This is a genomic window from Actinomadura rubrisoli, from assembly GCF_004349215.1.
Lineage (GTDB): Bacteria > Actinomycetota > Actinomycetes > Streptosporangiales > Streptosporangiaceae > Spirillospora > Spirillospora rubrisoli.
In genome coordinates this window covers 23,845-47,430 of record NZ_SMKU01000025.1, presented here as the reverse complement: position 1 = coordinate 47,430, position 23,586 = coordinate 23,845, and the positions used below count along the sequence as shown (strand labels likewise).

Below are 23,586 nucleotides of genomic sequence, written 5' to 3'. Positions count from 1 at the left end.
CGGCCCCGGCCGCGAACATCTCCGCTGCGGCCAGCCGCACCTGCTCACGCCGCGCACGCTCCTGGCCGGTCAACCCGCCCCCATCGGGATATCTCATGCCACCGAGGTAACCAATACCCGCCCATCCCAGACCGGCACACTCACCTATGTAACCCCGACGCTTAAAGTCCTCTAGTGTGCCGCGCTCGACACCCCATCCGCCGGCCGGATGCGTCGCGCTTTGCCGGCATGTCGCGCTTTTTCTCTTGACCTGCGACGTCGCGGCCTGGCGTGGGTTTCTGGGGGTCGTTAGGGTGCTGGTGTGGGGAGGATTCTGGTCGGCACCGCCTCTTGGACGGACAAGACGCTGCTCGCGTCGGGGTGGTATCCGCCGGGGGCGAAGACCGCCGAGGAGCGGCTTCGGTATTACGCGACGCGGTTTCCGCTCGTCGAGGTGGACGCGACCTACTACGCGCTGCCCGCCGAGCGGACGGCCGCCCTTTGGAGCGAGCGGACGCCTGCGGGCTTCACCTTCAATGTCAAGGCGTTCTCGCTGCTCACCGGGCATCCCACGCAGCGCGCGAAGTTTCCCAAGGATCTGCGCGACGAGGTGCCGGACAAGCGGAACGTCTATCTCAAGGACGTGCCGGACGAGGTCGCCGCGCAGGTGTGGGGGCGGTTTCTCGGCGCGTTGGGCCCGTTGCACGAGGCGGGCAAGCTGGGGCTCTTGCTGTTCCAGTTTCCTGTGTGGTTCCCGGCCGGACGGCGGAACCGCGAGTACATCCTTTCCGTCAAGGAGCGGTGCGCGCCGTTGCGGATCTGCGTGGAGTTCCGCAACGCGACGTGGATGGACGACGAGCACCGGGAGGAGACGCTCGGCTTTCTGAGCGACCACGACCTTCCTTACGTGGGCGTGGACATGCCGCAGGGCCATCCGTCCTCGATCCCGCCCGTCCTGGCCGCGACCAGCGATGCCGCCGTCGTCCGGTTCCATGGTCACAGCGACAGGTGGAACAGCCGCGACATCTACGAGCGGTTCGCCTACCTGTACGGCGAGGACGAGATGCGCGCCTGGGCGGAGCGGATCGAGGAACTCGCCGCGCGCATCGAGACGACCTATGTCATCTTCAACAACTGCTGCGCCGACCACTCGCAGCGCAACGCCGAACGGCTCGCGGAACTGTTCGAAGAGCGGCGCGCGTAAGCGGCGGCCGGGGCCGTCCCGGGCCCGTGTGGGCTCCAGGACGGCCCCGGCCCGGAATCAGCGTCGCGTCTTGAGGCCGTGGCCATAGGGGAACAGGGGGTCGTAGTTTCGGTCGCCGATGTTGATGGGTTCCTGGGCTTCGCTGCGCGGCCAGGTCACCGGGAGCTTTCCGGTGAAGGGGCGCTTGCCGAACAGGACGTCGGAGACGCCGGCGCCCTCACTGCCGGGCAGCCAGGACATGACGAGCGCGTCCATCTTCGGGAGCAGGTCGGTGACGATCTGCGGGCGGCCCGCGACGTCCAGGACGACGCAGGTCTTGATCGCGCCGCAGACCTTGCCGATGGCGGCCCGGTCGGCGGCGGACAGGTCGAGGGTGTGGCCGTTGCCCACGTCGCCCACGCCCTCGGCGTACGGTTTCTCGCCGACCACGACGACGCCGACGTCGCTGCCCTCGGTCGGCGCCGAGGCGTCGGCGCTGTAGGTGACGTGCGGCGCGTTCTGCCGGATGCCCTTCAGGATCGTCGTGCCGGGGATCGTGGCGCCGGACGAGCCCTGCCAGGTGACCGTCCAGCCGCCCGCCTGGTTGCCGATGTCGTCGGCGTTGGCGCCCGCGACGTAGATACGCTGCGACTTGCTGAGCGGCAGCGCGTGCCCGGAGTTCTTCAGCAGGACCTGCGACTTGGCGACGGCCTCGCGGGCCACCGCGCGGTGGGACGCGGAGCCGATCGTCCTGGCGTTGGAACGGTCGGTGTAGGGGTGCTCGAACAGGCCGAGCTCGAACTTCGCCTTGAGGATCCGGCCGACCGCGTCATCGACGCGGGACATCGGCACGCGGCCCGCCTGCACCTCGGCGAGCAGCGTCCGCTCGAACTGCGGGGCGCTGTAGGGCTCCATGAACATGTCCATGCCCGCGTTCACGGACGTGCGGACCTGGGTGGCGTAGTCGCCGGGGATCTGGTGGATCGCCTCCCAGTCGCTGATGAGGAAGCCGTCGAAGCCGATCTTCTTCTTGAGGACGTCGGTCAGCAACTCCCTGTGGGCGCTCATCTTCAGGGGGTTGCCGACACCGTCCTCCTTCCAGTCGACGCTGGAGAACGACGGCATGATGCTGCCGACGCCGTACTTGCGCACGGCCGTCACGTACGGGGCGAGGTCGATCCTCCCGAACGTCCCGCGGTCGGTGATCGTCACGCCCTGGTCGATGGTGTAGGTGCCGCTGGTGGACGAACCGAACGCGGTGTCGCCGTCACCGGCGAAGTGTTTGGCGGTGGCGAGGACGTGGCGCGGGCCGGAGAGGTCCTTGCCGCGTCCCTGGAAGCCCTCGATTCCGGTCTCCATCTTGATGACGAGGCCGGGGTCCTCGCCGAAGCTCTCGTACGTGCGGCCCCACCGGGCGTCGCGGGTGACGCAGACGCAGGGGGCGAAGACCCACTGCGGGCCCGTCGCCTTCGTCTCCTCCGCAGTGATCTGCTCTTCCCTCTTGACCAGGCCCGGGTCGCGGGTCGCGCCCATCGCCAGGTTGTGCGGGAAGACGGTCGCGCCGACGAGGTTGTTGTGGCCGTGCACCGAGTCGACCCCGTACAGCAACGGGATCTTCAGTCGGGTGGCCAGGGCACGCGCCTGGTAGCCGTCCACCATGTCCGCCCAGCCGGACGGGGTGTTGCGGGCGGGCGTGGAACCGCCGCCGGACAGCAGCGAGCCCAGGTTGAGGGAGGTGATCTGGCCCGGGTCGGCGTCGACGGCGCCGCGCTCGGCCTGCGTCATCTGGCCGATCTTCTCTTGCGGGGTCATGCGGCCGAGCAGGTCGGCGACTCGCTTCGCGACCGGCAGCCCGGGGTTCAGGTACGGCGCGGCGTGCGCGCCGGGCGCGGCGTGCGCGGGCTGCGCGGCGTGCGCGGGCTGCGCGGCGTGCGCGGGCTGCGCGGGCTGCGCCGCGATCACCGGCGGCAGGGCCGCGGCGACCGCGACGGCGGTCATGATTCGCCTGGTCCGGGCGGCGATGGGGGGTCTGTGGGGGTGTCGCAACTCGTCCCTCCTCGGGGAGCGCCTCGACACCGTGCGGCCCCGGCTGGGCCGCGCACCGGCCGGGGTCACGGCACGCCCGGACGGCCATGACCCCCACGCCGGCTCGGCGTCACCAGGAACCTCCCCCGCCCCCGCAGACCTGTCAAGGAACGCGGCCCGCCATGGGGCGGCCTTTCACAGAACGCGGGCCGGGGCAGGGCGCGACCCGGCCGACGGTGGGTGAGCGGTCGGCCGGGCGCGCGGTTCATTTCGGGATCGTCCGGCGCCGCGCGGTCGTCCGGCGCCGGGGCGCGGGGTCAGGACTTGGGGCGGCGGTCGCCTCCCGTCCCGTCGTCGCGCGTGACCTCGATGCGCTCCTTGCGGATCTCGCCGCGGACGGTCTGCTCGTCCCGGACCTGCTCGGTGCGCACCAGGACCCGCTCGACGGGCACGGTCTCCTTGGACAGGACCGGGCGCTCCTCGTACAGGACGATCACGCGGTCGTCCTCGGAGAGCGTCACGTTCTGGGACGGCCGTCCGCCGACGATGGGCTCGCGGTCGATCTTGACCTCCTCGTGCGAGACGGGGATCGTGCGCTCGACCATCTCCGTCTCGACCCATTTGCGGACGTGAACGCGGCCGGACTCGTGCCGTTCCGTGCCGATGCGCAACTGCTCCTCGGACCGGGTGATCTCGGTCATCGGGGCCTCGGCGCCCTCGCGGGCCGACTGGGGAGGCAGGTCCTGGCCGCGCTTGCCCTGCCGGTCGGAGTGCACGGCCATACCGGCCGCCCCCGCCGTGCCCGCGGTGCCGGTCGTGCCGCCCTTGCCGGTCGCGGCCTGGCCCCGCGTGCCCGCCGCGCCCCGGTCGCCGGCGGCCTCGCGCGAGCCGTCCTGCCCGCCGGCCGAGGGGCGGCCGCTCGGGGGACGCACGCCGTAGTGCCGGTAGAGGTCGACGATCTGGGCGTGCGACAGGTGCTCGTCCGCGTCCACGTTCGGGGCGCCCTTGATGGTCTCCTTGTCGTAGGGGACCTGGAGCATGTCCTGGTTGTTCTTGCGCGCGCCGGACAGCGGGACGAAGCTCTCACGCATCCCGAACCACCCGGTGTGGACGGTCACCCACTCCGGGGCGCCGGAGTCGTCGTTGAGGTAGACCTGCTTGATCGTGCCGACCTTGGTGCCGTGGGTGTCGGTCACGCTCATGCCCATCAGTTCCCGCACCTGTGTCTGCGTCTGCACGTTGAACACCTCTGCTCTCGTGTCCGCTTCGGGGTGGCGGGGTGGGGGAGGCGGCCCCGGCGCGCCCTTCGTGGTGTTGATCCCGAGTTGCCTGATTACCCACTGCTTTTCCGGACCGGACCACAGTAAACCCATTTACCGGACTATGGTAAACAATTTACTCGATACTTACGGGCGTCGCGCGCAGCCCACCCACGCACGCCACATATACCCATTGCTGCCCATTTATGAATGGCCAGCGGAGGCGAAATAGAGATCATTTTAGAAAGCGGCGGTTTGCCTTTTCCCCGAACGCGCAAGACTGACGACTGGAGTGCGGAGGAAACGTTCCCACACATCGGAGAACTGGCATGGAGGACTGCTCACCCGAAACGCGCCGGCACCGGCGCGCGGCCGCGATACCGGCGGTGGCCGTCGCGGCCCTGGCGCTCGGGGCACCCCTTTCCGCGGAGGCCGGCGTCCACCGGAAGCCTCCGTCCTGGTGCAAGCCGCGCGGCGCCCTCGCCGCCCGCGCGATGCCGTCGCGGATCAGGCTCGCCGACTGCGACCTGCGCGGCCGGACGGTGCGCGGGGCGAACGGCCTCGCGGCGGTCGTGCCGAAGGACGGCACCTCGGTGACCGCGCACGCGCTGCGGACGGACGGCTCCGCCGAACTGCGCGTCCGCGTGGACCGCCGGGCCAAGACGATCACCATCACGACGCGGGGCGCCCGGGAGCCGCAGGGCAGGCCGCGCCAGTTCCGGGCACCGCTCGATCCCTGCCGGGACGGCGCGTACCGCCTGGAGCCGAGCAAGTGGACGAAGGGCACCACGGTCGAGTGGCGCTACCACCCGGGAACGGGCGGACAGCCCGGCACGAGCGTGTCCACGGGCGTTTCCAGCGTCGTGAACGCCGGCACCGACTGCACAGCGGACCACCGGTTCTCGCCCGCCCCGGCCATCACCGCGCGGTACGCGGGCGAAACGGGCACCGAGCCGAACGTGGACGGGCAGGCCGGCTGCGGGCAGCGGGACCGCGCGAACATCTTCGGCTGGATCCCGCTGCCGGACGCCGAGCCCGAGGTCCTCGCGGCCACCTGCATCTGGTTCAACGGCCCCACGACCGTCGAGACCGACATGGCGCTCCAGACGCAGGGCAAGAAGTGGTGGGCCGGAAAGGCGTCCGGCGGCACGTGCCCGGCGGGGAGCTACGACGCCTCGGCGGTCGCGACGCACGAGGCGGGGCACGTGTTCGGCCTCTCGCACATCGAGGGCTCGCAGCACGCGAAGCTCACCATGGCACCGTCCGTCGCGGCCTGCGACGACGGCCCGGCCACCCTCGGAAAGGGCGACTATGACGGATTGATCGCCCTTTATGGCGGCCGCTGAACGGAATTGCCGTTCCCACTCGGGAAGGGTCTGAAACAAAGGACGTGACGCACGGAGTGTCCCGTGCCCCGGCAATGCGCGGCGGCCTAGGGTCGTACCGTGGTCAGCCATTTCTTCGGGGGATACAGCCGGTGGCAGGAGCGGGGCCGTCCCCCGCTCTTCCGGGATGTCCCGCACGAGCGGCCCGCGCTGCTCGCGCTGCACGGCGTGGCGCGGCGGCTCGCCGGGGTGATCGCCGAGGCCGGGCCCGCGGGGACGTCCGGGCTCGTCCGGCGCGGCGAGCTGTCGCACCTGCTGGCCGGCGTCCGGCACGTCACCGTCGTCGGCGACGCGACGCTGCGGTCCTGGGAACCGGCCGGCCTGCGCCCCGACGAGATCCGCGGCCTGCTGGCCGGCGCCGTCGGCTGCGTCCTGGCCGCCGTCATCGACCGCGACGGCGGCGCCGCCCTGACCCACACCCGCAACATCGAACTCATGGTGGATTGCGGTACCTATTCAATCCCGGCCCTGGGCTGCTCGCCTAGCGGCTCTGTTTAAGCAATCCCGGCCCAAGGCACTCGCCTAGCGGCTCGCACCTTGACCGTGCTTTGGCGAGACGCGGCATCGCTTCGCGATCTTCCCGGGGGATGCTCGCCTTCGGCTTCGCATCCCCCGGTCAGCCCACGCGCTCGCGTGATGATTGCGGCCTGTTCGGAACAGACTCCGGCCCCCGGCCGCGTGCTCAGCGGGTGTGCTTTGTGGTGTGGTGGAGGGTGCCTACTACGACTAGGCGTTGTCGGTCTGAGCCCTTCGGGTGGCAGGTGATCAGCGTGATGTACCGGCCGTGCGGGGTGCTCTCGCGCTTGAACGGCACCGCCTCCAGGGCGCGGCGGTCCGTTGGCCTGATGATGCGCGTGGCCTTGACCTTGTAGACGTAGGACGTGCGGCCCACGCGCAGGACGATCGGGTCGCCGCGCCGCAGCTCGTTGATCCGGCGGAACGGGGCGAGCCAGGTTGTGCGGTGCCCGAGCAGCACCGTGTTGCCCTCCCGTCCTGGAAACGCCGTCCCGGGATAGTGCCCGGCGCCCTTCTGGAGTTGTCCCCGCGAGATCCCCCGCAGGACGCGCGCCTTCAGGCCGATCCGCTTGATGCCGATCTTCCCGATCACCTCCCCCTTCGCCGGCCGGGACGGCGCGGCGGGGGTCGCCGTGACGACGGCCGGACGGGCCGGTTCGGCGTGGGCCTGTGGCGCGCCCGTGGCGGCCAGGCAGCTCGCGGCGGCGGTCACCAGCGCGGGCAGGGATCTACGGTCGAGCATGGTTCGCCTCCAAAGGGCCCGGCGCGGGAAGGAGGCGGCACGTCTGCCGCCCCCTCGTCCCATACGTGGGTCGTTCATGTTGCGTCCGGCCGCGCTAGCGACGGCCGGCGGACGGCGGCGGCATCCGGCCCGCCGCGCACCGTCCGCGCGTCGTCATCGCGTGCGAGGTCAGCCGAGGCCCGGCGCGCCCTTCGGAACCGGCAGTCCCTGCGGCATCAACACCCCCGGACGGACGGCGGCCAGGTCGCCCTGGACGGTGCGCGTGAGCCCGTGCAGGGCGTCCGGCCGCGGACCGGCCGACCGGGTGGTCGAGGGCAGCTTGTGGTGCCCGGCCGCCGGGCGGTGCTTGGACGCCTTGCGCGGCTTGACGGGCTTCGCCGGGTCCTTGGGCGTGGACGGCCGCGGGTCGTGACCGCCGTTGACGACGTGGGCGCCGCCCTTGCACCATGCCTTCGCCAGCCCGACGACGGCGGCGGAGTTGCCGCAGATGCTGACCGGCGCGGAGATCGGGGCGGCGAGCTGGTTGCCGCTGAGGGCACTGGACGTCCCGGAGGTCTGCATTCCGCCGGCTTCGGCCGCCGCGGCGGGGGCGAAGGCGGCTCCGAGGGCGATGAATCCCGCGGCGGCCAGGGCCGCCGCGCGACCGGTGTTCTTTGGCCAGATGCGCATCGTGTTGCTCCTGTCTTGTTTTCTCGGCGATTCGGTGGTGGGAATCGCCGTGCGGCACCGTCCGGTGCGAGCACGGCGGATGGCGATCGTCGGGGCGGGCGCTCACGCCCGTGCCCGGTGTCCCGCGCTCGGCGCGCGGAGCCGGCGGCGTCCTAGTCGGGGACGACCGCGGGGCTGCCCGGCGCGGCCATGTCCGCCAGCGCCGTGCGGTGGAAGACGGCGGGGCCGATGGCCGGCGGTGCCGCGGCGTGCTGGGCCGTCCGGAGGGCCGCGACGGGCCCGAACGGATGGCCGCCGCCCGGCAGGGAGCCGCTGCCGGGGTTGTCCTGCCCGGACGGCAGGACGGGACTGGGCACGCCGGGCAGCGGGTGCTCGCCCCGGCACTGCCGGCAGGAGCCGGTGAGCCCGTGCATGCCCGGCCCTGCGGACGGGACGGAGGCGAGACGGTCACCGCCACCGGACGCCCCGGACGGGACGAGCGGGCCGCCGGTCCAGCCGGGCCGCGATGGCGTGTGCGCCTGGGGCAGCAGGCCACCGTCCAGGACGGGAGGCGACGCGGCCACGTCAAGGACGGGGCGGCCGATGGGCCCGTCAGGGCGGGCGCCGGCGAGCGGCAGGCTGCGGACGCCCGAGGACGCCAGCGTCTTCACGGCGCGGGCGGCGCGGTCCTTGTCGTCGAGGGCGTCGTGCCCGAGTACCCGCACGTACGACATCGGGTGCTCGCCGACCTCGTGCACGTCACCGGCGACGACCGCCGCCGCGCGCCTGACGGGCCGCTCCCTGCCGGGCGCGAAATGCCGGACGGTCGAGAAACGCTCCAGGCGGGCGAGTTTCCCGGCGCTGGGCACCTCTTCCCCGCCGTGGAATCTCTCGGCCGCCGTGCGGCTTATGCGCGAGGCAGGGCCGCCGGGGCCGGGATCGTTACCGGCCGCGAACGCGGTGTCGTGGAAAGCGGCGAGGACGAGCCAGCCCGCGAACGCGAGCCCGGCCACGGCGGCCAGCCGCGCGAGGATGCGGGTATGCCGCTGCCGATCCCGGGGGCTTTGCGCCCCGCTGCGGATCGGTACGGGCTCCATTACCGGATCTCCTTGGCGGCGTCGATCTATTTCGGCCGACACCAGGCCGATTCGTTCGACCGTAGCATCGCGTCGCATGTAATCACGGTTTCATGGTTTCCGGTCGGTGCATGTGCCGATCGTTTACCCGGCCATGAATTCGGGCTTGCCTACCGCCCATTTTCATGGCTACAGATGCGACTTCGCCGGACTTTGATCCCTTTTTCGGGACTTGGCAATTCGCTATGTCCGCAGAGGCGCCGGATGACCGTCTTGCCCCTTGACACCGCCCGCGCGAACCGGACGACCGGATACCTCGGGGAGAAGGATGGCGGACGGTATATTTTACGCTACTGTCAGTGACGAACACTTCGGCGACCAGTGTCCGGAGATGGTCGTCTCCCCGAGGAGCAAGCCGATGCCCGTCCCCTCGTCCGCGATCACGCGTCTGCGGCCGCCGCCGCGAAGCCTCGGCCGCCGCTTCGTCAGCCGTCCCACCGGCCTCACGGGCCTGGCCGGTCTCGCCGGGCCCATCGGCGAGAACCGGCTGTCGCGGCCCTGCTCCGCCTGGCGCTGGACGCTCTACTCCCGCTGGCAGTGGAGCATGGCGACCGCGCGGGCGGAACGCCAGCGCCGCAGGGCCCGCCCGCCCTGGCGGTAGGCGCGGAGCCCGGGATGGGCCAAGGCGCTTCTTATGGGTCTTGTTCGTTGTGAGCGTCGCGCGACAGAACGGAGATCCATAAGAAGCGCCCCAGGTGTCACCGCCCGCCGGCGTCGCTCTCCAGGACGCTCTCCAGCCGCCGCGCGGGCACGCGCGTGCGGGGCGTCCGGCGGATGATGTGGTGCGCGATGCGGCGCCCGGCGAAGTCGGCGCCGTGGACGAAGCGCATGACGGGCCCGAACGTGGCCGCCGCGGCGAGGCCCGCGAAGTACAGGCCCGGCAGCGACGACTCGAAGTCGCGGGTGAGGATCGGCGAGCCGAGCCGAGTGTCCACCCGGACGCGCAGCTCGGGCGAGAGCATCGTCAGCCGCTGCACGTCGGGCACGAACCCGGTGGCGGCGATGACGTGCTCCGCCTCGGTGACGAGGCGCCGCCCGGTGCGGTCGACGGTGGTGACGGCCACGCCGTCGCCCTCCTCGGCCGCCTTGGCCAGGTGCCGGCCCGTCGTCACCTGGACGCGCTCGTCCAGCCGGTCGCGCAGCCACCACGCGCCCGCCGGCGGGAGCGTCTCCCGGACGATCCGCTGCCGCGTCCGCTGCGGCAGGTGCCGCACGAGGCCGGGCCGCTGGGACCACAGCCACGTCCGGTAGCCGGTGCCGAGCCCCGACCTCGGGCCGCCGAGCAGCAGCGACCGCGGTGACCGCCGGGCGCTCGGCACGGTGTTCCAGTCGAGGGCGGCCCGGCGGGCGATGAGGTGCGGGCTGGCGCCGGCGTCGGCCAGCAGCACCGCGGTCTCCAGCGCGGACTGCCCCGCGCCCACCACGGCGACCTCCTTGCCCGCGAACAGGCCCAGGTCGCGGTGGGCGCTGCTGTGCGAGACGAGCCAGGACGGCATCCCCGCCAGCTCGTCCGGGATGTGGGCGAAAGGTCCGACGCCCACGGCGACCACGACCGTGCGGGTCGCGATCGTCTCCCCGGTGGACAGCGTGACGACGTAGCCGGACGGGCCGCCCCGCTCGACGCTCGTCACCTGGCCCGGCTCGGTGCCGGGGACGGCCTCGGCGGCGAACCAGCGGCCGTAGGCGACGAAGGTCTCCAGCGGGATCGGCTGCCCGATCCGCCATTCGGGATGGCGGTCGGTGAAGGCCATGCCCGGCCGGGGCGCCCCCAGGCTGGAGGCGAAGGGCTCGGATTTCAGGAACATGCCCTCCGGCATGTTCTCGTCCCAGAACCGCATCGGCGTGCCGATGACCCTGACCTCCAGGCCCAGGTTCTGCAGGTGGGCGGCTGTCGACAGGCCGTAGGGCCCGGCGCCGACGATCACGACGTCGCTGGACGAGTCGTTCATTCTCGTTCCCCCGTGTGTGTTTCCGTGCTTGCTGGTGGAGCCCCGGTCGGCTGCGGCGGCCCGCCGTCAGCCCCGGCGCCTCGTGCGGATCCGCGCGACGGCGCGGACCACGCTCTGCCGGCCCATGGCGAGGAACGGCGGCAGGTCGTCGCCCGCGTACCAGGCCAGCTCGTCGGCCTCGCGCAGCGGGCGGAGCCGCCCGGCGCGCAGCAACGGCCGTCCGATCGACTGCTGGAGGTAGTGGTTCTCCACCAGCAGGTTGCGCCCGAACGCGGGGCGGGCCCGCGGGACCCGGCGGCCGGACTGGTCCAGGTGCAGGACGTGCGCGAGGTCGAGGCCCTGCCGGTCGGCGAACAGCCGGAACTGCGCCCCGATCCGCGGGTTGAAGTCGAGGAGGTGGTAGTCGCCGGTCGCGGCGTCGAGCCGGAAGTCGAGGTCGACGAGCCCGCGGCAGCCGAGCAGCCGGACGGCCCGCACCGCGAGCCGCTCCAGCTCGGGGTTGGACACCCACTCACCGGAGACCGTGTGCCCGGCCTGCGGCGGATGCGCGAGGTGCTTGCGGCCCGTCCCGCCGAACAGGCAGGTGCGGTCCGCGTCGAAGTAGCCGTGGAAGAACCAGTCGCCGCCGGCCGGCGGGATGCGGCGCTGGAGGACCAGCGGGCCCGCGCCGCCGTCCGGCTCGCGGTCGCCGTCCAGGGCGGCGGCGAACAGGCGGTGCGCGTGCTCGCGGGTGCGCACGAGCGTCGTGCTCCGCCGCCCGGGCCCGAGCCGCCAGGGCCGGGCCCACTTGGCGATCAGCGGCAGGCCCAGCGCGCCCGCGGCGTCGTCGACCTCGGCAGCCGTGGCGGGCGTGCGGCTGTCGGGGCAGGGGACGCCGTGCGCGACGCAGGCGGCGGTGAGGCGCGACTTGTCCGCGACGAGCCGGGGGACGCCCGGGTCCTGCTGGGGGAAGACGAAGTGGGGCGCCAGGGCGTCGGCGTGCTCGGCGACGAAGATGGCGCCCGCGTCGTCCATCGGGACGAGCAGCGCGGGCCCCCCGACCCGCTCCGCGATCACGCGCAGGTGGCTCAGCAGGGCGGACGGGCGCTCGGCGGGCGGCGCCCAGGGGTGGCCCCGGTGGAGGTAACGCGACCGGGACGCGGGGTTGGCGGGCCCTTCGAGGATGGCGTGCACCGGCACCCCGGCGCGGCCGAGGGTCCTGATCATCCCGAGCGTGCCGTGGTGGAGGAAGTTGTGGTTGGTGCGCAGCAGCAGGACGGGAAGCTCCGGATCGAGCCGCGGCGGCGTCCCGCTGCCGTGGGACGTGTCGCGCAGCGTGCTGGGGAACGTGTCGTGGGACATCCGCGTCAGCCGGCCCGTTCCCATGGATTGTGGCGCACAGCAGCCTTTCTAATCGCCGGGTAAAGTTTGCGCTCGGCCGCTTGGCCGATTTGTTCGCGGCGGGCGCCAGAGGGCATACGATACGCATGCGAGCTGCGGATATCCATCCAGCCGTGCGGCCATTCCGGCGGGGCCGTGGAAGGCTCGTTCCCTTCTGCCCGCTCCCTCCCGTTCTGGCCGCCTCCGCGCTCGTGCTCGCGCTCGCCGCGTCCACCATGGCGACCTGGCTCCAGCCCCAGTCGTCGCACAAGACGATGGGTTATGTTCCGTTGGGCGCCTTTCTGGGTTCCGGTGCGGAAGGCGTGGAAAGAGTGGGTCATTTCCAGGAATGGCTGGGCTCCACGGTGACCGTCGGGCGCACCTACCTGCCGGGCGAAGACTGGCGCGACGTCGAGGGCGCGGAGGGCATCCTCGGCCCGTGGGCGCGCTGGCGGAGCGCCGACCCGCGGCGGATGCTGGTGCTCAACGTGCCGATGGTGGTCCCCAATGAGGCGGGGCTGCCGCGTCCCGTCCTGTCCTCGCTGCTGCGGGGCGGCGCCGCGGGCGCGTTCGACTCGCATTACCGGATCCTCGCCGGCCATCTCGTCTCGCTCGGCGCGGCCGACTCGGTCATCGTCCCCGGCTGGGAGATGAACGGCGACATCTACGGCGGCCGCTGCGCCCCGAACCCCGAGGCATGGAAGGCGTACTGGCGGCGCATCGTGGGCGCCATGCGCGCGGTGCCAGGCGCGCGTTTCCGTTTCGATTTCGCGCCGACGCGCGGGGCCGACGCGATTCCCTGGACGGAGTGCTATCCGGGCGACGACGTCGTGGACATCATCGGCTCCGACAGCTACGACCAACCCTCGGGCGCGTCGTTCAACGATTACGTCAACGAGCCGTACGGGCTCAGGGCGCAGGCGGATTTCGCCACGGCCCGGGGAAAGCCCATCTCGTTCCCTGAATGGGGGCTGTTCCGCAACTCCGACAACCCCGAATATATCCGGGGAATGCATGACTGGATGGCGTCCCACGAGGTCGCCTACCAGTCGATCACGGACTACTGCCCGCACGGCGTGTGGGGATGCGACCACAATCCGCGCTCCTCCGACGCCTACCGGGAGCTGTTCGGCGGGGTGACCGCCCCGCCGCCCGGGACGACCTCCGGTCCCCCGCCGGGAACGACCTCCGGCCCCTCGCCCGGGACGACCTCCGGCCCTCCGCCCGGACCGACCGGTCCCCCACCTGGCGCGACGCCCGGCGCGACACCCGCCTCCCCGGCGGGCAGCGGCACGCCGTCCACCACACCGAGCCCGGCGCCCGCGCCCACGCCTGCACCCGCTCCCGCGCCTGCCCCCGCGCCGAGCCCGGCACCGGCTCCCTTCCCGGTGCCGAGGAGCGCACCGGCCACGGCGAGGGGGTCGGGCAGTTCCTCCTCGGCCTCGCCGCGCAGCCCGACGACCTCGCGGGTCACGGCCGCGAGCAGGGCCACGGTGCCCGCGATGTCGAACGCCTCGGCCGCACCGGCCGCCGCGCGCCCCTCCTCCTCGGCGATGCCGGGGACGAGGAGGCGGCACGCCACCTCGTCCGCGAGCGCGCCGGGATCGTCCACGGGCACGAGGGCGCCGACGCCCGGCTGGACGACCTCCGCGATCCCGGGGATGTCCGTCCCGACCAGGGACCGGCCCGTCGCGAGGGCCTCCAGGGCCGTCAGGGGGAGCCCCTCCCACCGCGACGGCAGGACGATGACGTTCGACGCCGACAGCCAGTCGCGAGGGTCCTGAACGGCCGGGACGAACAGCACGCCGGGCGAGGACCGCGCCCGCAGCCGGTCGAGGTCCTCGCCGTCGCCGACGATGGCGAGCCGGGCGGCCGGGCACCGCTCGGTGACGGCCGGCCAGGCCGCGACGAGCACGTCCTGGCCCTTCTGGCGGGTCAGGCGGCCGACGCACACCGCCAGCGGGACCCCGGCGGGCAGGCCGAGCCGCAGCCGCGCCGCCAGCCGCGCGTCGCCGTCGGCGGCCCGGAAGCGGCCGCGGTCGACGCCGTTGCGGACGAGCCGGTACCGGCCCGGCACGCCCGCGCGCATGCCCTCCCGCAGCTCGCCCGCCCCGACGCAGACCAGGGCGTCGGTGCGGCGCGCCGCGTACCGCTCCCACGCCCGGCTGAACGACGCCTGCCGTCCCGTCGCGGCGAGCCACGACCAGCCGTGCGGCTGGAAGATCGTGGGGGTGCGGCGCAGCAGCCGTCCCGCGAGCCCGGCCTTCGAGGAGTGCAGGTGGACGACGTCGGGCTCGAACCCCCGGATCAGGGTGCGCAGGGCGAGGGCCTCCAGCGGCGTCCGCGGGCCGGGGGCGCGGCGGGCGTTCCAGTTGAACCAGGGCACGCCCGCGGCGGCGCAGCGGGCGGGCAGGTCGCCGCCCGGCGGGCAGGCGACCGCCACGTCCCAGCCGCGCCTGCGCTGGTCGCCGGCCGCCTGGCCGACGTACACCGCCACCCCGCCGTCGTTGGGCTGGCTGACGTGCAGGACCCGGATCCGCTCGGGGCCGTCAGCCATGGCCTCTCTGCCCGGCGTCCGGTGCTGGCGGATGGTCGGGCCGGGCGGCGGAATCGAACGCCCTGGCGGCGGCGCGGCGGTGCCGCCGCGCGGCCAGGCGCGCCCGGGTGAGGGCGAGCCCCGCGAACAGCGCGGCGGGCGCGGACCGTCCGAGGACGATCCGCTGGTTCTGGACGGCGTCCGGGCGCCACTTCAGCTTGTAGGGCTCGGTGCCCCGCAGCAGGCTGACGGCCGCCCGGCCGCGTTCCCGCGCGACGGCGAGGTCCTGGCGCAGCATCATCAGCGAGACGTCCACGTCCGCGCGCAGTCCGGGGACGGAGCCGTACAGGTAGGCGCCGACGAACCGGTGGCCGATCAGGACCAGGTCGCCGGCCACGAGCCGCCCGTGCCGGCGGTACTCGATCACCGCGGCCCGGCCGTCCCGCGCCATCGCGCTCGCCGCGCCGGCCAGGTGCCGCCGGAACCGCTCGCGCGTGTGCTCGGGGTTGACCGGACGGTCCCGCCACTGCTGGAGGTGCAGGTCGAGCAGAGCGTGGACGGCCTCCGCCGCGCGCTCGGGCGGGACCTGTTCGGCCGTGACGCCGCATGCGTCGATCCTGCGGAGCTTCGCCCGCATCTTCCCGGCGGTCCGTCCCGGCACGCGTCCGAGGACCTCGCCGATGTCGGCGGCGGGCAGCTCCAGGCAGACGGACGCGGGCATCCGCCACGTCCGTCCCGGCCAGCTCTGGGCGACCAGGTGCGCTGCCGAGCCGGGCCGCACCTCGTCGAGGTCGAGCGCGCACCAGCCCGGCTCGTCCAGGAGGGCGCGGCCGAGGCGCTGGACGGCGCCGTCCAGGTACACCGGATCGAGCAGGAAGTCGATGAAGTCGCTCTGCCCGGTCGCCAGCGGTATCAGGACGGGGAATCCCCAGCGAACGCCCGCCATCAGCGGTGCCGCCGCGACCAGCCGCCCCTGGCACCGGACGAGGACCAGCCGGAGCCGTCCTGGGGTCCCGTAGGAGTCCCACCAGGCGCTCAGCCATTCGTACGTCTGGAAGGGCGTCGCGGCGGGGCTCCTGTCGTACAGGTCGCGCAGTTCGTCGGCCAGCCGGTGGAGCGCGTCCCCGTCACGGTGCGCCTCCACCGTCCACTCACCCGTGGACGCGGCAGGCGCGGGAGCCGTCCCGACCCCATCGGAGAGGATCACGGACCGGCCTCCGCGGCGGGCGCGGCAGGCGCGGCAGGCGCGGCAGGCGTCGGTGCGGGCTCCGGCGTCCGGGGCCGGGGGGTGTTGTGGGCGCCGCGCCCCCGGCGGCCGCTCATGACCGCGGCGCTGAGGCCGGCGAGCAGGATGCCCGACGCGGTGCCGACCGCCAGGTTCAGCGGAAGGTTGGGCGAGGACGGCGACGCCGGTGTCGCGGCCAGGCTCATCAGCGCGACGCGGACCCCGGTGTCGGCGCGATGGGACGTGCCGTACCGGACGAGCGCGTCGGCCGCGGTGTTGGCGAACGCGGCGGCGTCGCCCGGGCTCCCGCCGCTGCCCGTCAGCCGGATCAGCGGCGTGTCCGGCGAGGTGGACGCCTGGATGTGCTCGCGGGTCGTGCCGGGCGCTATCTCGGGCAGCGGGATCGACGAGTAGCCGAGGGTCTCCGGGAGCGGCGCGAGCCGTCCGAACGCCTGGGCGAAGCTCACCGCGGCGGGGCCGGTCTGCCCGTTCTCGCCCTCGTCCACGACGAGGACGAACGCGGTCGCGGTGTAGGTGGTGGGGGTGAACAGGGAGTATCCGAGCCCGCCGAGCAGGCCGGTGAGGACGAACGCGATGGGCAGGCCGAACCGCCTGACGAACCGTCCGGTGAGCCGGGTGAGAGCGGACGCGAGGCGGCGCGCGCGCTGTCCGATGAACGACCCCAACCGACCGGACGACCCAGACGGCGCAGACGGATCGGACGGCCCAGACGGACCGGACGGACTGGGCAGGCCGGGCGGGCCGACCCGTCGGGCGATCGGCGCGGGGGTGGCATCACGCTGCGGCATCATGGGCCCTTTCTCAATTCGGGATGTACTCGTGGGCGGACGGCGACCGCTCGGCGCCGCCGTCCGGTCCGTCCAGGTAGAGCCGGGCGAGCCGCGCGGCCTGCTCGGCGATGGCGTAGCGGCCGACGACCGGCGGCACCCGCTCCCGCCGCCCCGGCCCGCGCGCCGCTCCGCGCGCGCTTGCGGCGAGGCGGCCCAGTTCGGTGCTCCAGGCGTCCACGCGGGTGGGCAGGCGCAGGGCGTTCGGGGCCTCGCCGGGCGGCAGGTCGTCCAGCGCCGGACAGGCGGTGTAGCGGACGGGCAGCCCGGCGGCCAGCGCCTCCAGGACACCGAGGCCGAACGTCTCCTGCGTGGACGGCGCGGCGAGGACGTCCATGGCCGCCAGCGCGCCCGCGACGTCCTCCGTCCCCCCGGCGAAGATCACGCGGCCGGACGCGCCGAGACGCGCGGCGAGCCGTTCGAGCGGGCCGCGCTCGGGTCCGGCGCCGGCCAGGAGCAGGCGCGGCCCGTCCAGCCGCGCGACCGCCTCGATGAGCAGGTCGAACCGCTTGGTCGGGACGAGCCGCCCGACCGCGCCGACGATCCACTCGTCCGGGGCGATGCCGAACCGCAGCCGCGTCCGGGCGCGCCGCGCGGGGTCGAACGCGAAGGCGGCGGCGTCGATCCCGTTCGGTATCACGACGATGCGGCCCGGTGCCACGCCCCAGCCGCGCAGCCGCGCGGCAACGGTCGGCGAGACCGCGACGGTCACCGACCCGAGCCGCTCGGTCGCCAGGTAGAGCGCCCGCACGCCTCGCGTCGCCGGTCGGCCCTCGATCTGCCCCTCGCCAAGCGAGTGCTCGGTGGCGATCACGCGGGGCGTCCCGGCCAGCCGGGCGGCGACGCGGCCGTAGACGCAGGCGCGGTACAGGTGCGTGTGGACGACGTCGTACCCGCCCCGGCGGATCAGCCGGGCGAGCCGCGGCACGGCGGTGAGGTCCCGGTTGCCGCGCATGCCGATCTCATGGACGGCGACGCCGTCGCCCCGGATCGCCTCGGCCAGCGCCCCGCCGCCGGTGAGCGCCGCGACCTCGCACGTCACGGGCAGGTGGCGCAGCAGCAGCGCGAGCTGCCGTTCGGCGCCGCCGTGGTCCAGCCCGGTGATGACGTGCAGGACCCGCGTCACACGCGGCTCCGCCGGCGCAGCTCGTGCCGGACGAGCTTGGCGCGCAGCCGCAGCCACCGGTCCCGCTCCCCGATGTAGGTGCGGGGCAGCGCGTGGCGTCCCGGCTCGTCCGGGCGGATGTCGCACGCGTAGTCGTACCCGGCCGAGCGGACCGCCTCGATCTCGCGGCCCGTCGCGTGCCCGTATGGGTAGGCGAAGCCGCGGACTGGCTGGTCGAGGAGGTCTTCCAGGCTCGTGCGGCTCTCCTCCAGCTCCTCGCGGAGCTCGGTGCCGCCGGTCCCGGGGAGGGACACGTGGTGGCGGCCGTGCGAGGCGACCTCCATGCCCGCGCCCGCCACGGTCCGGAGCTGCTCGACGGTCATCAGGGGCTTGCGCGGCCCGTCGTCCCACGCGTTGTAGGAGCCGATCCGCCCGGACACCACGAACACCGTCGCGCCGAACCCGAACCTCACCAGCGCCGGGACGGCCCTGGTGGCGAAGTCGGCGTAGCCGTCGTCGAAGGTGAGCCCGACCAGGCCGCGCGCCCGCCCGGCGTCCTGCGCGTCCAGCAGCTCGGCCATGCTCACGCCGCGCAGCCCGCGGGCCCGCAGCCACGCCAGCTGGCCCTCGAACCGCTGCGGCGTGACCGTCACCAGGTGCGGATCCTCACGGTAGTGGTCGATCGAGTGGTACATCAGCACCCACGGCGCCGGGCGGATCGCCTCCGCGGGACGAGCCGGACCGGGCACGCGGATCGGACCGGGCAGGCGGATCGGACCGGACAGGCGGGTCGGTTCTTCGGTCGGCTGGGTCACTGGTCTCCCCCGAGTCGGTACGGCCGCGGCGGGCGAGCGCGCCGAGCGGCCCTGGAAAGGTCGATGGAGCGGGCGGTCCCCGGGACGATGGCGTCGCGCCGCGCCAGGGCGATCAGGGCGGCGAACGTCCCGGCGGTCACCGCGCCGCCCGCGACCGGCGGCACGATCGCGGGGACGCCGGAGCCGAACGCGGTGGCGGTCAGCAGGCCCGCCGCGCAGGCGCCCGCCGCGATGAGCGCGAGCCGGGCCACGTCGGCGCCGACGCGGCGCAGCGAGACCGGCGCCACCCGCAGCCGCAGCCCGATCAGCAGCAGGACGGCGGCGACGGTGATCCCGGCGGCGTTCGCGGCGGCCAGCGCGACCGTCCCCGCGACGGCCGCGAACGCGGCGCCCACGGCGGCGGTGACTGCAAGGCCCGTGGCGAGCACGGCGGCGGGCCGCCACGTCGGACGGCCGTGGGCGAAGAACGCGCGGGCCGCGAGCCCGACCGTCGACTGCCCCCACAGCCCCAACGCGTAGACGCGCATGATGACGGCGGTGCTGTGGGTGTCGGCGGACGTGAACGCGCCGTGCTCGAACAGGACCTCGATGATGGCGGGCGCGAACGCGACGAGGTAGGCGGTCGCGCACAGCACCATCCCGCTGACGACGGCGAGGTCCTGCTGGATGCGGCGGGCGATCTGGCGGGTGTCGCCGTCCGCCGAGGCCCGCGCCAGGCGCGGGAACGTCACCGTCACGATGAGCAGCGACAGCACCATCGGGACCTGCGCGACCTTCTGCGCGTAGTTGAGCTGGGAGATGGAGCCCGCGGCGAGCCCGGAGCCGAGGAACCGCTCGACGAACACCTGCGCCTGGCGCGTCACCGTGTAGACGACGATGGGCGCGACGGCGGCGATCCCGAGCCGCACGCTCGCGGCGCTCTCGCGGGGGGCGGGCGCCTCGCGCAGGCACCGGGCGAACGCGGGGGCCTGCACCGCGACCATCAGCACGCTCCCGAAGGCGACGCCGATCGCGGCGCTGGTGATGCCGAGCAGCCCGGACAGCCCCCCGATCAGCGCGAGGATCCCCACGTTGTAGGCGAGGTAGATGGCCGCCGGGGGCCCGAACCTGTGGTGAGCGCGCAGCGTCGCGCTCATGAACCCCGCGATCCCGAACGTCACCACCGTGATCGCCGTCAGCCGGACGCAGTGGACGGCGGGCCCCGGCTCGGTGAGGCCGGGCGCGAACACGCCGACCAGCGCGGGCGCGGCGACGGCGAGGCACAGCGCGACCAGCGCGAGGATCCCCACCAGGCGCGGAAGGGTCGTGCCGACGAACGCGCGCGGCCCGTCCCCCCGGGCGAGCAGGCGCGTGATCGCGGGGACCATGAGCAGGGCCATGGCGTCCTCGATGAGCAGCGGCGAGACCGTCTCGGGGATCGTCCAGGCGACCAGGAACGCGTCGGTGCTGCCGCTGGCGCCGAACAGGTGCGCCATCGCGAGGTCGCGCAGGAACCCGAGCGCGGTGCCGCCCGCGATCAGCACCCCCGACAGCGCGGCGGCGCGGCCGACCGAGGGACCGCGGGCCCCGGTGTCCGAGCCCCGGGCCCCGGTGTCCGGGCCCCGGGCCCCGGTGTCCGGGCCCCGGGCCCCGGTGTCCGGGCCGCGGGGCGCCCCGTCCGGGCTCCGGGGTGCGGTGTCCGCCGCCGTCATCGCCGCTCCGGCACGGACGGCCCCGTACCCGGGCCGAGGGCGCGGGCGGCCGCGACGCCGAGCAGGACGGCCGTGAGGACGCACGTAGGCCCGCCCAGGTCGGCGTACAGGAAGTTGATCAGCAGGAACGCCATGAACGCCGCGCCGATCAGCCAGAACGGGTCGCGGGTGTCGCGGCGCGTCCACAGCCCCCGCAGGATCGCGGCGACCAGGACGGCGAACCCGGCGAAGCCCACCGTGCCCTGCTCGGACAGGACGAGCAGGTACTGGTTGTGCGGCGACAGCAGCGGCTGCCGGACGTAGCCGTTGACCGGGTCCTCGGTCTCGCTGCCGGACGACAGCTCGATCGTGGCGTAGGTGTCGCGGTACGCAGGGAAGTTCTTCACGCCCACGCCGGTGAGGGGGTGGTCCTCCCAGATCCGTCCGGCGGCGGCCCACAGGTTGTACCGGTCGCTGACGGACTGGTCGGGCGCGTTGACGGACCCGGCGATCGACCGCGACCGGGCGACGACGGCCTGGGACCCGCCGCCGAGGCCCGCCAGGGCCACGAGCAGCAGCGCGGCGCAGCACGCCAGCGCCCGGACCGCGACCCACCGGTCGTAGACCACCAGCATGAGGACGACGGCGGCGCCGAGCGCGATCCAGGTGCCGCGGCTCAGCGCCAGCGCGAGCGCGACCGCCAGCACGCCGAGCCCGGCCATCGCCGCGACGACCGCCACGGGCCCATGCGCGGGAGCGGCCAGCGCGAAAGCGGTGAGGACGAGGATCGCGAAGCCCGCGACGATGGACATGGCCATCACGTCCACGGCGCCGAACGTGCCGACCGCCCGGATCGCCTGGCCCCCGATGGACGCGCCCTTCCCGGACGCCGCCTGCCAGATCCCGTACCCGGCCTCCAGCAGCCCGAGTCCGAGCACGGCGGAGCAGGCGATCGCGAGGTCCCTCCGGTCCCGGACGAGCACGACGACGGCCAGCGGCACCAGCACGAAGATCTGGACGTCCCGCAGGTAGCCGGGCAGGCTGGCGACGGTGTCGGTGGAGCACATGGTGGTCACGGCGAGCACCGCCACCAGCGGCCCGAAGGCGATGAGCGCCGCGCGCGGCACCTCGGCCTCGCGCCTGGCCACCAGGAGCACGGCGGCCAGCACCAACAGGACGCTGGCGTAGTCCCCGGCGGTGATCTGCACGCCGGAGCCGAACACGGTCCGTCCGGGCGGGACGCCGACGCAGGCGACCGTCGCCGCCACCAGCCAGACCGGCCGCCTCAGCCAGCTCCCGGCGGCACGATGGGCGCCGCGCACCGTCCAATCGGGGCGGGCGGCGAGCGCGCTCACCCGGCGTCCTTGCACAGGATGGCCCGCACGGTCAGCAGCAGGATGCGGAGGTCGGCGGCGAACGACCAGTGGTCGATGTAGTGGTTGTCCAGGCGCGCGCGCAGTTCGATGGACGTGTCGCCCCGGAACCCGTGGACCTGCGCCCATCCGGTCATGCCCGCCTGGACGCGGTGCCGCAGCATGTAGCCGGGACACGTGCGGGAGAACTGCTCCACGAAGTGCGGGCGCTCGGGACGCGGCCCGACGAGACTCATGTCGCCCCGGACGACGTTCCACAGCTGCGGGAGCTCGTCCAGGGACGACTTGCGCAGGAACCGTCCGACCGGGCCCATCCGGTGGTCGCCGTCGACCGTCCAGCGGGTGTCGGCCTCCTGCTCGTCCGCCGGCTTGAGCGTCCGGAACTTCAGCAGCACGAACTCGTCGCCGCCGAGGCCGATCCGCCGCTGCCGGAACAGCACGCCCGGCCCCCCTTCGAGCCGGACGGCCAGCGCGCAGGCCGCGAGCACCGGCGCCGCCGCGACCAGCAGCATCGAGCCCAGGACGAGGTCGAGCAGGCGCTTGGCGAGCCGGGGCCCGGGCTCGCGGAGCGGCCAGTCGACCCGCGCGCACGGCAGCCCGGCGAGGTACTCCCGCCGCGCCGCCGCCACCGGCACCACGTCCGACGGCGGCTGGACGAGGAGCGTCTCGCACGCGAGCCCGAACGACAGGCGCAGGACGGCGTCCAGGCGGCCCGGGTCGACGTCCTCGGCGACCACCATCACCGTGTCGGCGCCGTACCCCTCGACCAGCGCCGGGAGGTCCGACGCGTCCCCGAGGACGGGCAGCGGCGGCGCGCCCCCCGGCACTCCGGCCGACACCTGCCCGACCGGCGCGAGCCCGAACTCGCCGCGCCGCCGCAGCAGGTCGACCACGTGCTCGGCGGTCGTCCCGGTGCCGACCACCAGGGTCGCGCGCGACCGGGAGCGCCGGCACCGGTAGGCCCTCGTCGCCGCGTTCGCGAACGCGCGCGCGCCCAGCGAAAGGACGCAGGCGACGACCGTGATCCACGCCATCGCGTGCCAGCCGCCGGCCCCGCCCGGCGCGGCGACCAGCGCGCCGACGACGAGCGTCCGGACGAGGAGGGGCCGCAGGTCGGCGAGCAGCGACGGGCTCCGGCGCACCCGGTACAGCCCGCCCGCCGCGTTGAGCCCGGCGACGGCGACCGCCGCCGCGGCGGGCAGCCCGGGCGGGGGCCCCGGGAAGACGGCCGACACCGCGATCGCCATCGCCCAGCCGTCGGCCACGGCGAGGCAGGCCGGATACAGGCCCGTGAGGAGCCGGGGCCGCGCCGTCCCGACGCGGTACGGGAGGTGGTGCGGGACGAGGGCGGCGGCCGAGGGGGAGATGTCCGATCGGGGCGCCTCGGAGTCGATGGAGGCGCTCAGCCCCTGGGCTCTCATCTCGCGCGTCCCTTCAAAGGCAAGAACTCTCTTCCCCTCACCGCCGAATACGAGCGACCGCACGAGCGGCACGATCCAGCCTCTCAGGACCTCTCGCCATGGATCGCCGCTTTTAACGAAGGGCGGCCCATCCTTGAATAGAAGATCGACACGAGATGTAACCCGAGGTCACCGGCACCTGGAAGGGCCGCCGCAACCACCCGTGCGCCCCGCGTCCGAGAGCGATATCCGGCCCGGCATTCCCCTTTGTTAGCCCATTGTCGCAATTGCGCGAATGACCCACTCTCGGGCCTTTCCTGGCGGCTGCGTCGGCGCCCCCCGGACCCGGCCCCGCGACACGGCCGCGAAAGATCCGAAGAACCGCCCACCCGGCCCGAACCTTCGGGGCACCATGGGCGTCACATGTGATCGG

At 73.9% G+C, this 23,586-nt stretch carries 19 protein-coding genes and 1 pseudogene; 5 read left to right on the top strand and 15 right to left on the bottom strand.

The annotated features are described in order from the left end of the window. Window positions 1–301 precede the first annotated feature (301 nt). Complete coding sequence (locus tag E1298_RS08270; protein WP_131890645.1) at window positions 302–1,183, top strand: DUF72 domain-containing protein; 882 nt, start codon at window positions 302–304, stop codon at window positions 1,181–1,183. Between the two features lie 57 nt (window positions 1,184–1,240). Here the strand turns inward: E1298_RS08270 and E1298_RS08265 are convergent, their stop codons facing one another. Then, complete coding sequence (locus E1298_RS08265) at window positions 1,241–3,160, bottom strand: glycoside hydrolase family 3 protein (RefSeq protein WP_131890642.1); 1,920 nt, start codon at window positions 3,158–3,160, stop codon at window positions 1,241–1,243. Between the two features lie 344 nt (window positions 3,161–3,504). Continuing rightward, window positions 3,505–4,425: a DUF2382 domain-containing protein gene (locus E1298_RS08260; protein WP_243725449.1), complete on the bottom strand. Its 921-nt coding sequence runs from the start codon at window positions 4,423–4,425 to the stop codon at window positions 3,505–3,507. A gap of 350 nt (window positions 4,426–4,775) precedes the next feature. Here E1298_RS08260 and E1298_RS08255 point away from each other — a divergent pair, with 350 nt between their 5' ends. Both E1298_RS08255 and E1298_RS08250 read left to right on the top strand, forming a co-directional pair. After that, complete coding sequence (locus E1298_RS08255; RefSeq protein WP_131890639.1) at window positions 4,776–5,792, top strand: matrixin family metalloprotease; 1,017 nt, start codon at window positions 4,776–4,778, stop codon at window positions 5,790–5,792. A gap of 99 nt (window positions 5,793–5,891) precedes the next feature. Then, on the top strand, window positions 5,892–6,329 hold the full coding sequence (locus E1298_RS08250) for a hypothetical protein (protein ID WP_131890636.1): 438 nt from the start codon (window positions 5,892–5,894) through the stop codon (window positions 6,327–6,329). A gap of 184 nt (window positions 6,330–6,513) precedes the next feature. Here E1298_RS08250 and E1298_RS08245 read toward each other — a convergent pair whose 3' ends face one another. From E1298_RS08245 to E1298_RS08235, 3 genes are all read right to left on the bottom strand, one after another. After that, the gene (locus E1298_RS08245; RefSeq protein ID WP_131890634.1) at window positions 6,514–7,089 is read right to left on the bottom strand and encodes a class E sortase; all 576 of its coding nucleotides are present in this window, start codon (window positions 7,087–7,089) and stop codon (window positions 6,514–6,516) included. A 168-nt stretch (window positions 7,090–7,257) separates the two neighbouring features. After that, complete coding sequence (locus E1298_RS08240) at window positions 7,258–7,758, bottom strand: chaplin (RefSeq protein WP_131890631.1); 501 nt, start codon at window positions 7,756–7,758, stop codon at window positions 7,258–7,260. A gap of 152 nt (window positions 7,759–7,910) precedes the next feature. Then, complete coding sequence (locus tag E1298_RS08235; RefSeq protein ID WP_131890629.1) at window positions 7,911–8,834, bottom strand: hypothetical protein; 924 nt, start codon at window positions 8,832–8,834, stop codon at window positions 7,911–7,913. A gap of 397 nt (window positions 8,835–9,231) precedes the next feature. On the opposite strand from E1298_RS08235, the gene E1298_RS08230 reads away from it, so the two are divergent. Then, entirely contained in the window at window positions 9,232–9,474 is a 243-nt protein-coding gene (locus E1298_RS08230; RefSeq protein WP_131890626.1) for a hypothetical protein, read from the top strand. 97 nt (window positions 9,475–9,571) lie between these two features. Here the strand turns inward: E1298_RS08230 and E1298_RS08225 are convergent, their stop codons facing one another. Together E1298_RS08225 and E1298_RS08220 are read right to left on the bottom strand one after the other, a co-directional pair. Next, window positions 9,572–10,822, bottom strand: a complete 1,251-nt coding sequence (locus tag E1298_RS08225; RefSeq protein ID WP_131890624.1) for an NAD(P)-binding domain-containing protein — start codon at window positions 10,820–10,822, stop codon at window positions 9,572–9,574. Between the two features lie 66 nt (window positions 10,823–10,888). Then, on the bottom strand, window positions 10,889–12,163 hold the full coding sequence (locus E1298_RS08220; RefSeq protein ID WP_243725448.1) for a carboxylate--amine ligase: 1,275 nt from the start codon (window positions 12,161–12,163) through the stop codon (window positions 10,889–10,891). Between the two features lie 125 nt (window positions 12,164–12,288). On the opposite strand from E1298_RS08220, the pseudogene E1298_RS51520 reads away from it, so the two are divergent. Further along, window positions 12,289–13,059, top strand: a pseudogene (locus tag E1298_RS51520) (glycosyl hydrolase); the annotation flags it as partial. A gap of 236 nt (window positions 13,060–13,295) precedes the next feature. Here the strand turns inward: E1298_RS51520 and E1298_RS08210 are convergent. The 8 genes from E1298_RS08210 to E1298_RS08175 form a co-directional block, all read right to left on the bottom strand. After that, window positions 13,296–14,738, bottom strand: coding sequence for a glycosyltransferase (locus E1298_RS08210; RefSeq protein WP_131890622.1), 1,443 nt, complete (start codon window positions 14,736–14,738; stop codon window positions 13,296–13,298). Continuing rightward, the gene (locus tag E1298_RS08205; protein ID WP_131890619.1) at window positions 14,731–15,924 is read right to left on the bottom strand and encodes a GNAT family N-acetyltransferase; all 1,194 of its coding nucleotides are present in this window, start codon (window positions 15,922–15,924) and stop codon (window positions 14,731–14,733) included. The genes E1298_RS08210 and E1298_RS08205 overlap by 8 nt, the downstream gene beginning before the upstream one ends. Then, window positions 15,921–16,628 carry a Wzz/FepE/Etk N-terminal domain-containing protein gene (locus E1298_RS08200; protein WP_165975366.1) on the bottom strand — a complete coding sequence of 236 codons (708 nt, stop codon included), beginning with the start codon at window positions 16,626–16,628 and terminating at the stop codon, window positions 15,921–15,923. The genes E1298_RS08205 and E1298_RS08200 overlap by 4 nt, the downstream gene beginning before the upstream one ends. 136 nt (window positions 16,629–16,764) lie before the next feature. Further along, the gene (locus E1298_RS08195; protein WP_131890614.1) at window positions 16,765–17,916 is read right to left on the bottom strand and encodes a glycosyltransferase; all 1,152 of its coding nucleotides are present in this window, start codon (window positions 17,914–17,916) and stop codon (window positions 16,765–16,767) included. Then, window positions 17,913–18,710 carry a polysaccharide deacetylase family protein gene (locus E1298_RS08190; protein ID WP_243725447.1) on the bottom strand — a complete coding sequence of 266 codons (798 nt, stop codon included), beginning with the start codon at window positions 18,708–18,710 and terminating at the stop codon, window positions 17,913–17,915. The genes E1298_RS08195 and E1298_RS08190 overlap by 4 nt, the downstream gene beginning before the upstream one ends. Further along, entirely contained in the window at window positions 18,707–20,401 is a 1,695-nt protein-coding gene (locus E1298_RS08185) for a lipid II flippase MurJ (RefSeq protein ID WP_131890611.1), read from the bottom strand. The genes E1298_RS08190 and E1298_RS08185 overlap by 4 nt, the downstream gene beginning before the upstream one ends. Further along, a complete protein-coding gene (locus E1298_RS08180; RefSeq protein WP_131890608.1) occupies window positions 20,398–21,735 on the bottom strand; it encodes an O-antigen ligase family protein in 1,338 nt (445 codons plus the stop codon). Before E1298_RS08180 ends, E1298_RS08185 begins: the two co-directional genes overlap by 4 nt. Then, on the bottom strand, window positions 21,732–23,174 hold the full coding sequence (locus E1298_RS08175) for a sugar transferase (protein WP_131890606.1): 1,443 nt from the start codon (window positions 23,172–23,174) through the stop codon (window positions 21,732–21,734). Before E1298_RS08175 ends, E1298_RS08180 begins: the two co-directional genes overlap by 4 nt. Window positions 23,175–23,586: the final 412 nt, after the last annotated feature.

What these genes read in the sequence shown, in the direction of transcription:
- E1298_RS08265 (WP_131890642.1), bottom strand. Translation starts at nt 3,160, where the DNA reads ATGACCGCCGTCGCGGTCGCCGCGGCCCTGCCGCCGGTGATCGCGGCG.
- E1298_RS08255 (WP_131890639.1), top strand. Translation starts at nt 4,776, where the DNA reads ATGGAGGACTGCTCACCCGAAACGCGCCGGCACCGGCGCGCGGCCGCG.
- E1298_RS08245 (WP_131890634.1), bottom strand. Translation starts at nt 7,089, where the DNA reads ATGCTCGACCGTAGATCCCTGCCCGCGCTGGTGACCGCCGCCGCGAGC.
- E1298_RS08240 (WP_131890631.1), bottom strand. Translation starts at nt 7,758, where the DNA reads ATGCGCATCTGGCCAAAGAACACCGGTCGCGCGGCGGCCCTGGCCGCC.
- E1298_RS08235 (WP_131890629.1), bottom strand. Translation starts at nt 8,834, where the DNA reads ATGGAGCCCGTACCGATCCGCAGCGGGGCGCAAAGCCCCCGGGATCGG.
- E1298_RS08230 (WP_131890626.1), top strand. Translation starts at nt 9,232, where the DNA reads ATGCCCGTCCCCTCGTCCGCGATCACGCGTCTGCGGCCGCCGCCGCGA.
- E1298_RS08225 (WP_131890624.1), bottom strand. Translation starts at nt 10,822, where the DNA reads ATGAACGACTCGTCCAGCGACGTCGTGATCGTCGGCGCCGGGCCCTAC.
- E1298_RS08220 (WP_243725448.1), bottom strand. Translation starts at nt 12,163, where the DNA reads ATGTCCCACGACACGTTCCCCAGCACGCTGCGCGACACGTCCCACGGC.
- E1298_RS08210 (WP_131890622.1), bottom strand. Translation starts at nt 14,738, where the DNA reads ATGGCTGACGGCCCCGAGCGGATCCGGGTCCTGCACGTCAGCCAGCCC.
- E1298_RS08185 (WP_131890611.1), bottom strand. Translation starts at nt 20,401, where the DNA reads ATGACGGCGGCGGACACCGCACCCCGGAGCCCGGACGGGGCGCCCCGC.
- E1298_RS08175 (WP_131890606.1), bottom strand. Translation starts at nt 23,174, where the DNA reads ATGAGAGCCCAGGGGCTGAGCGCCTCCATCGACTCCGAGGCGCCCCGA.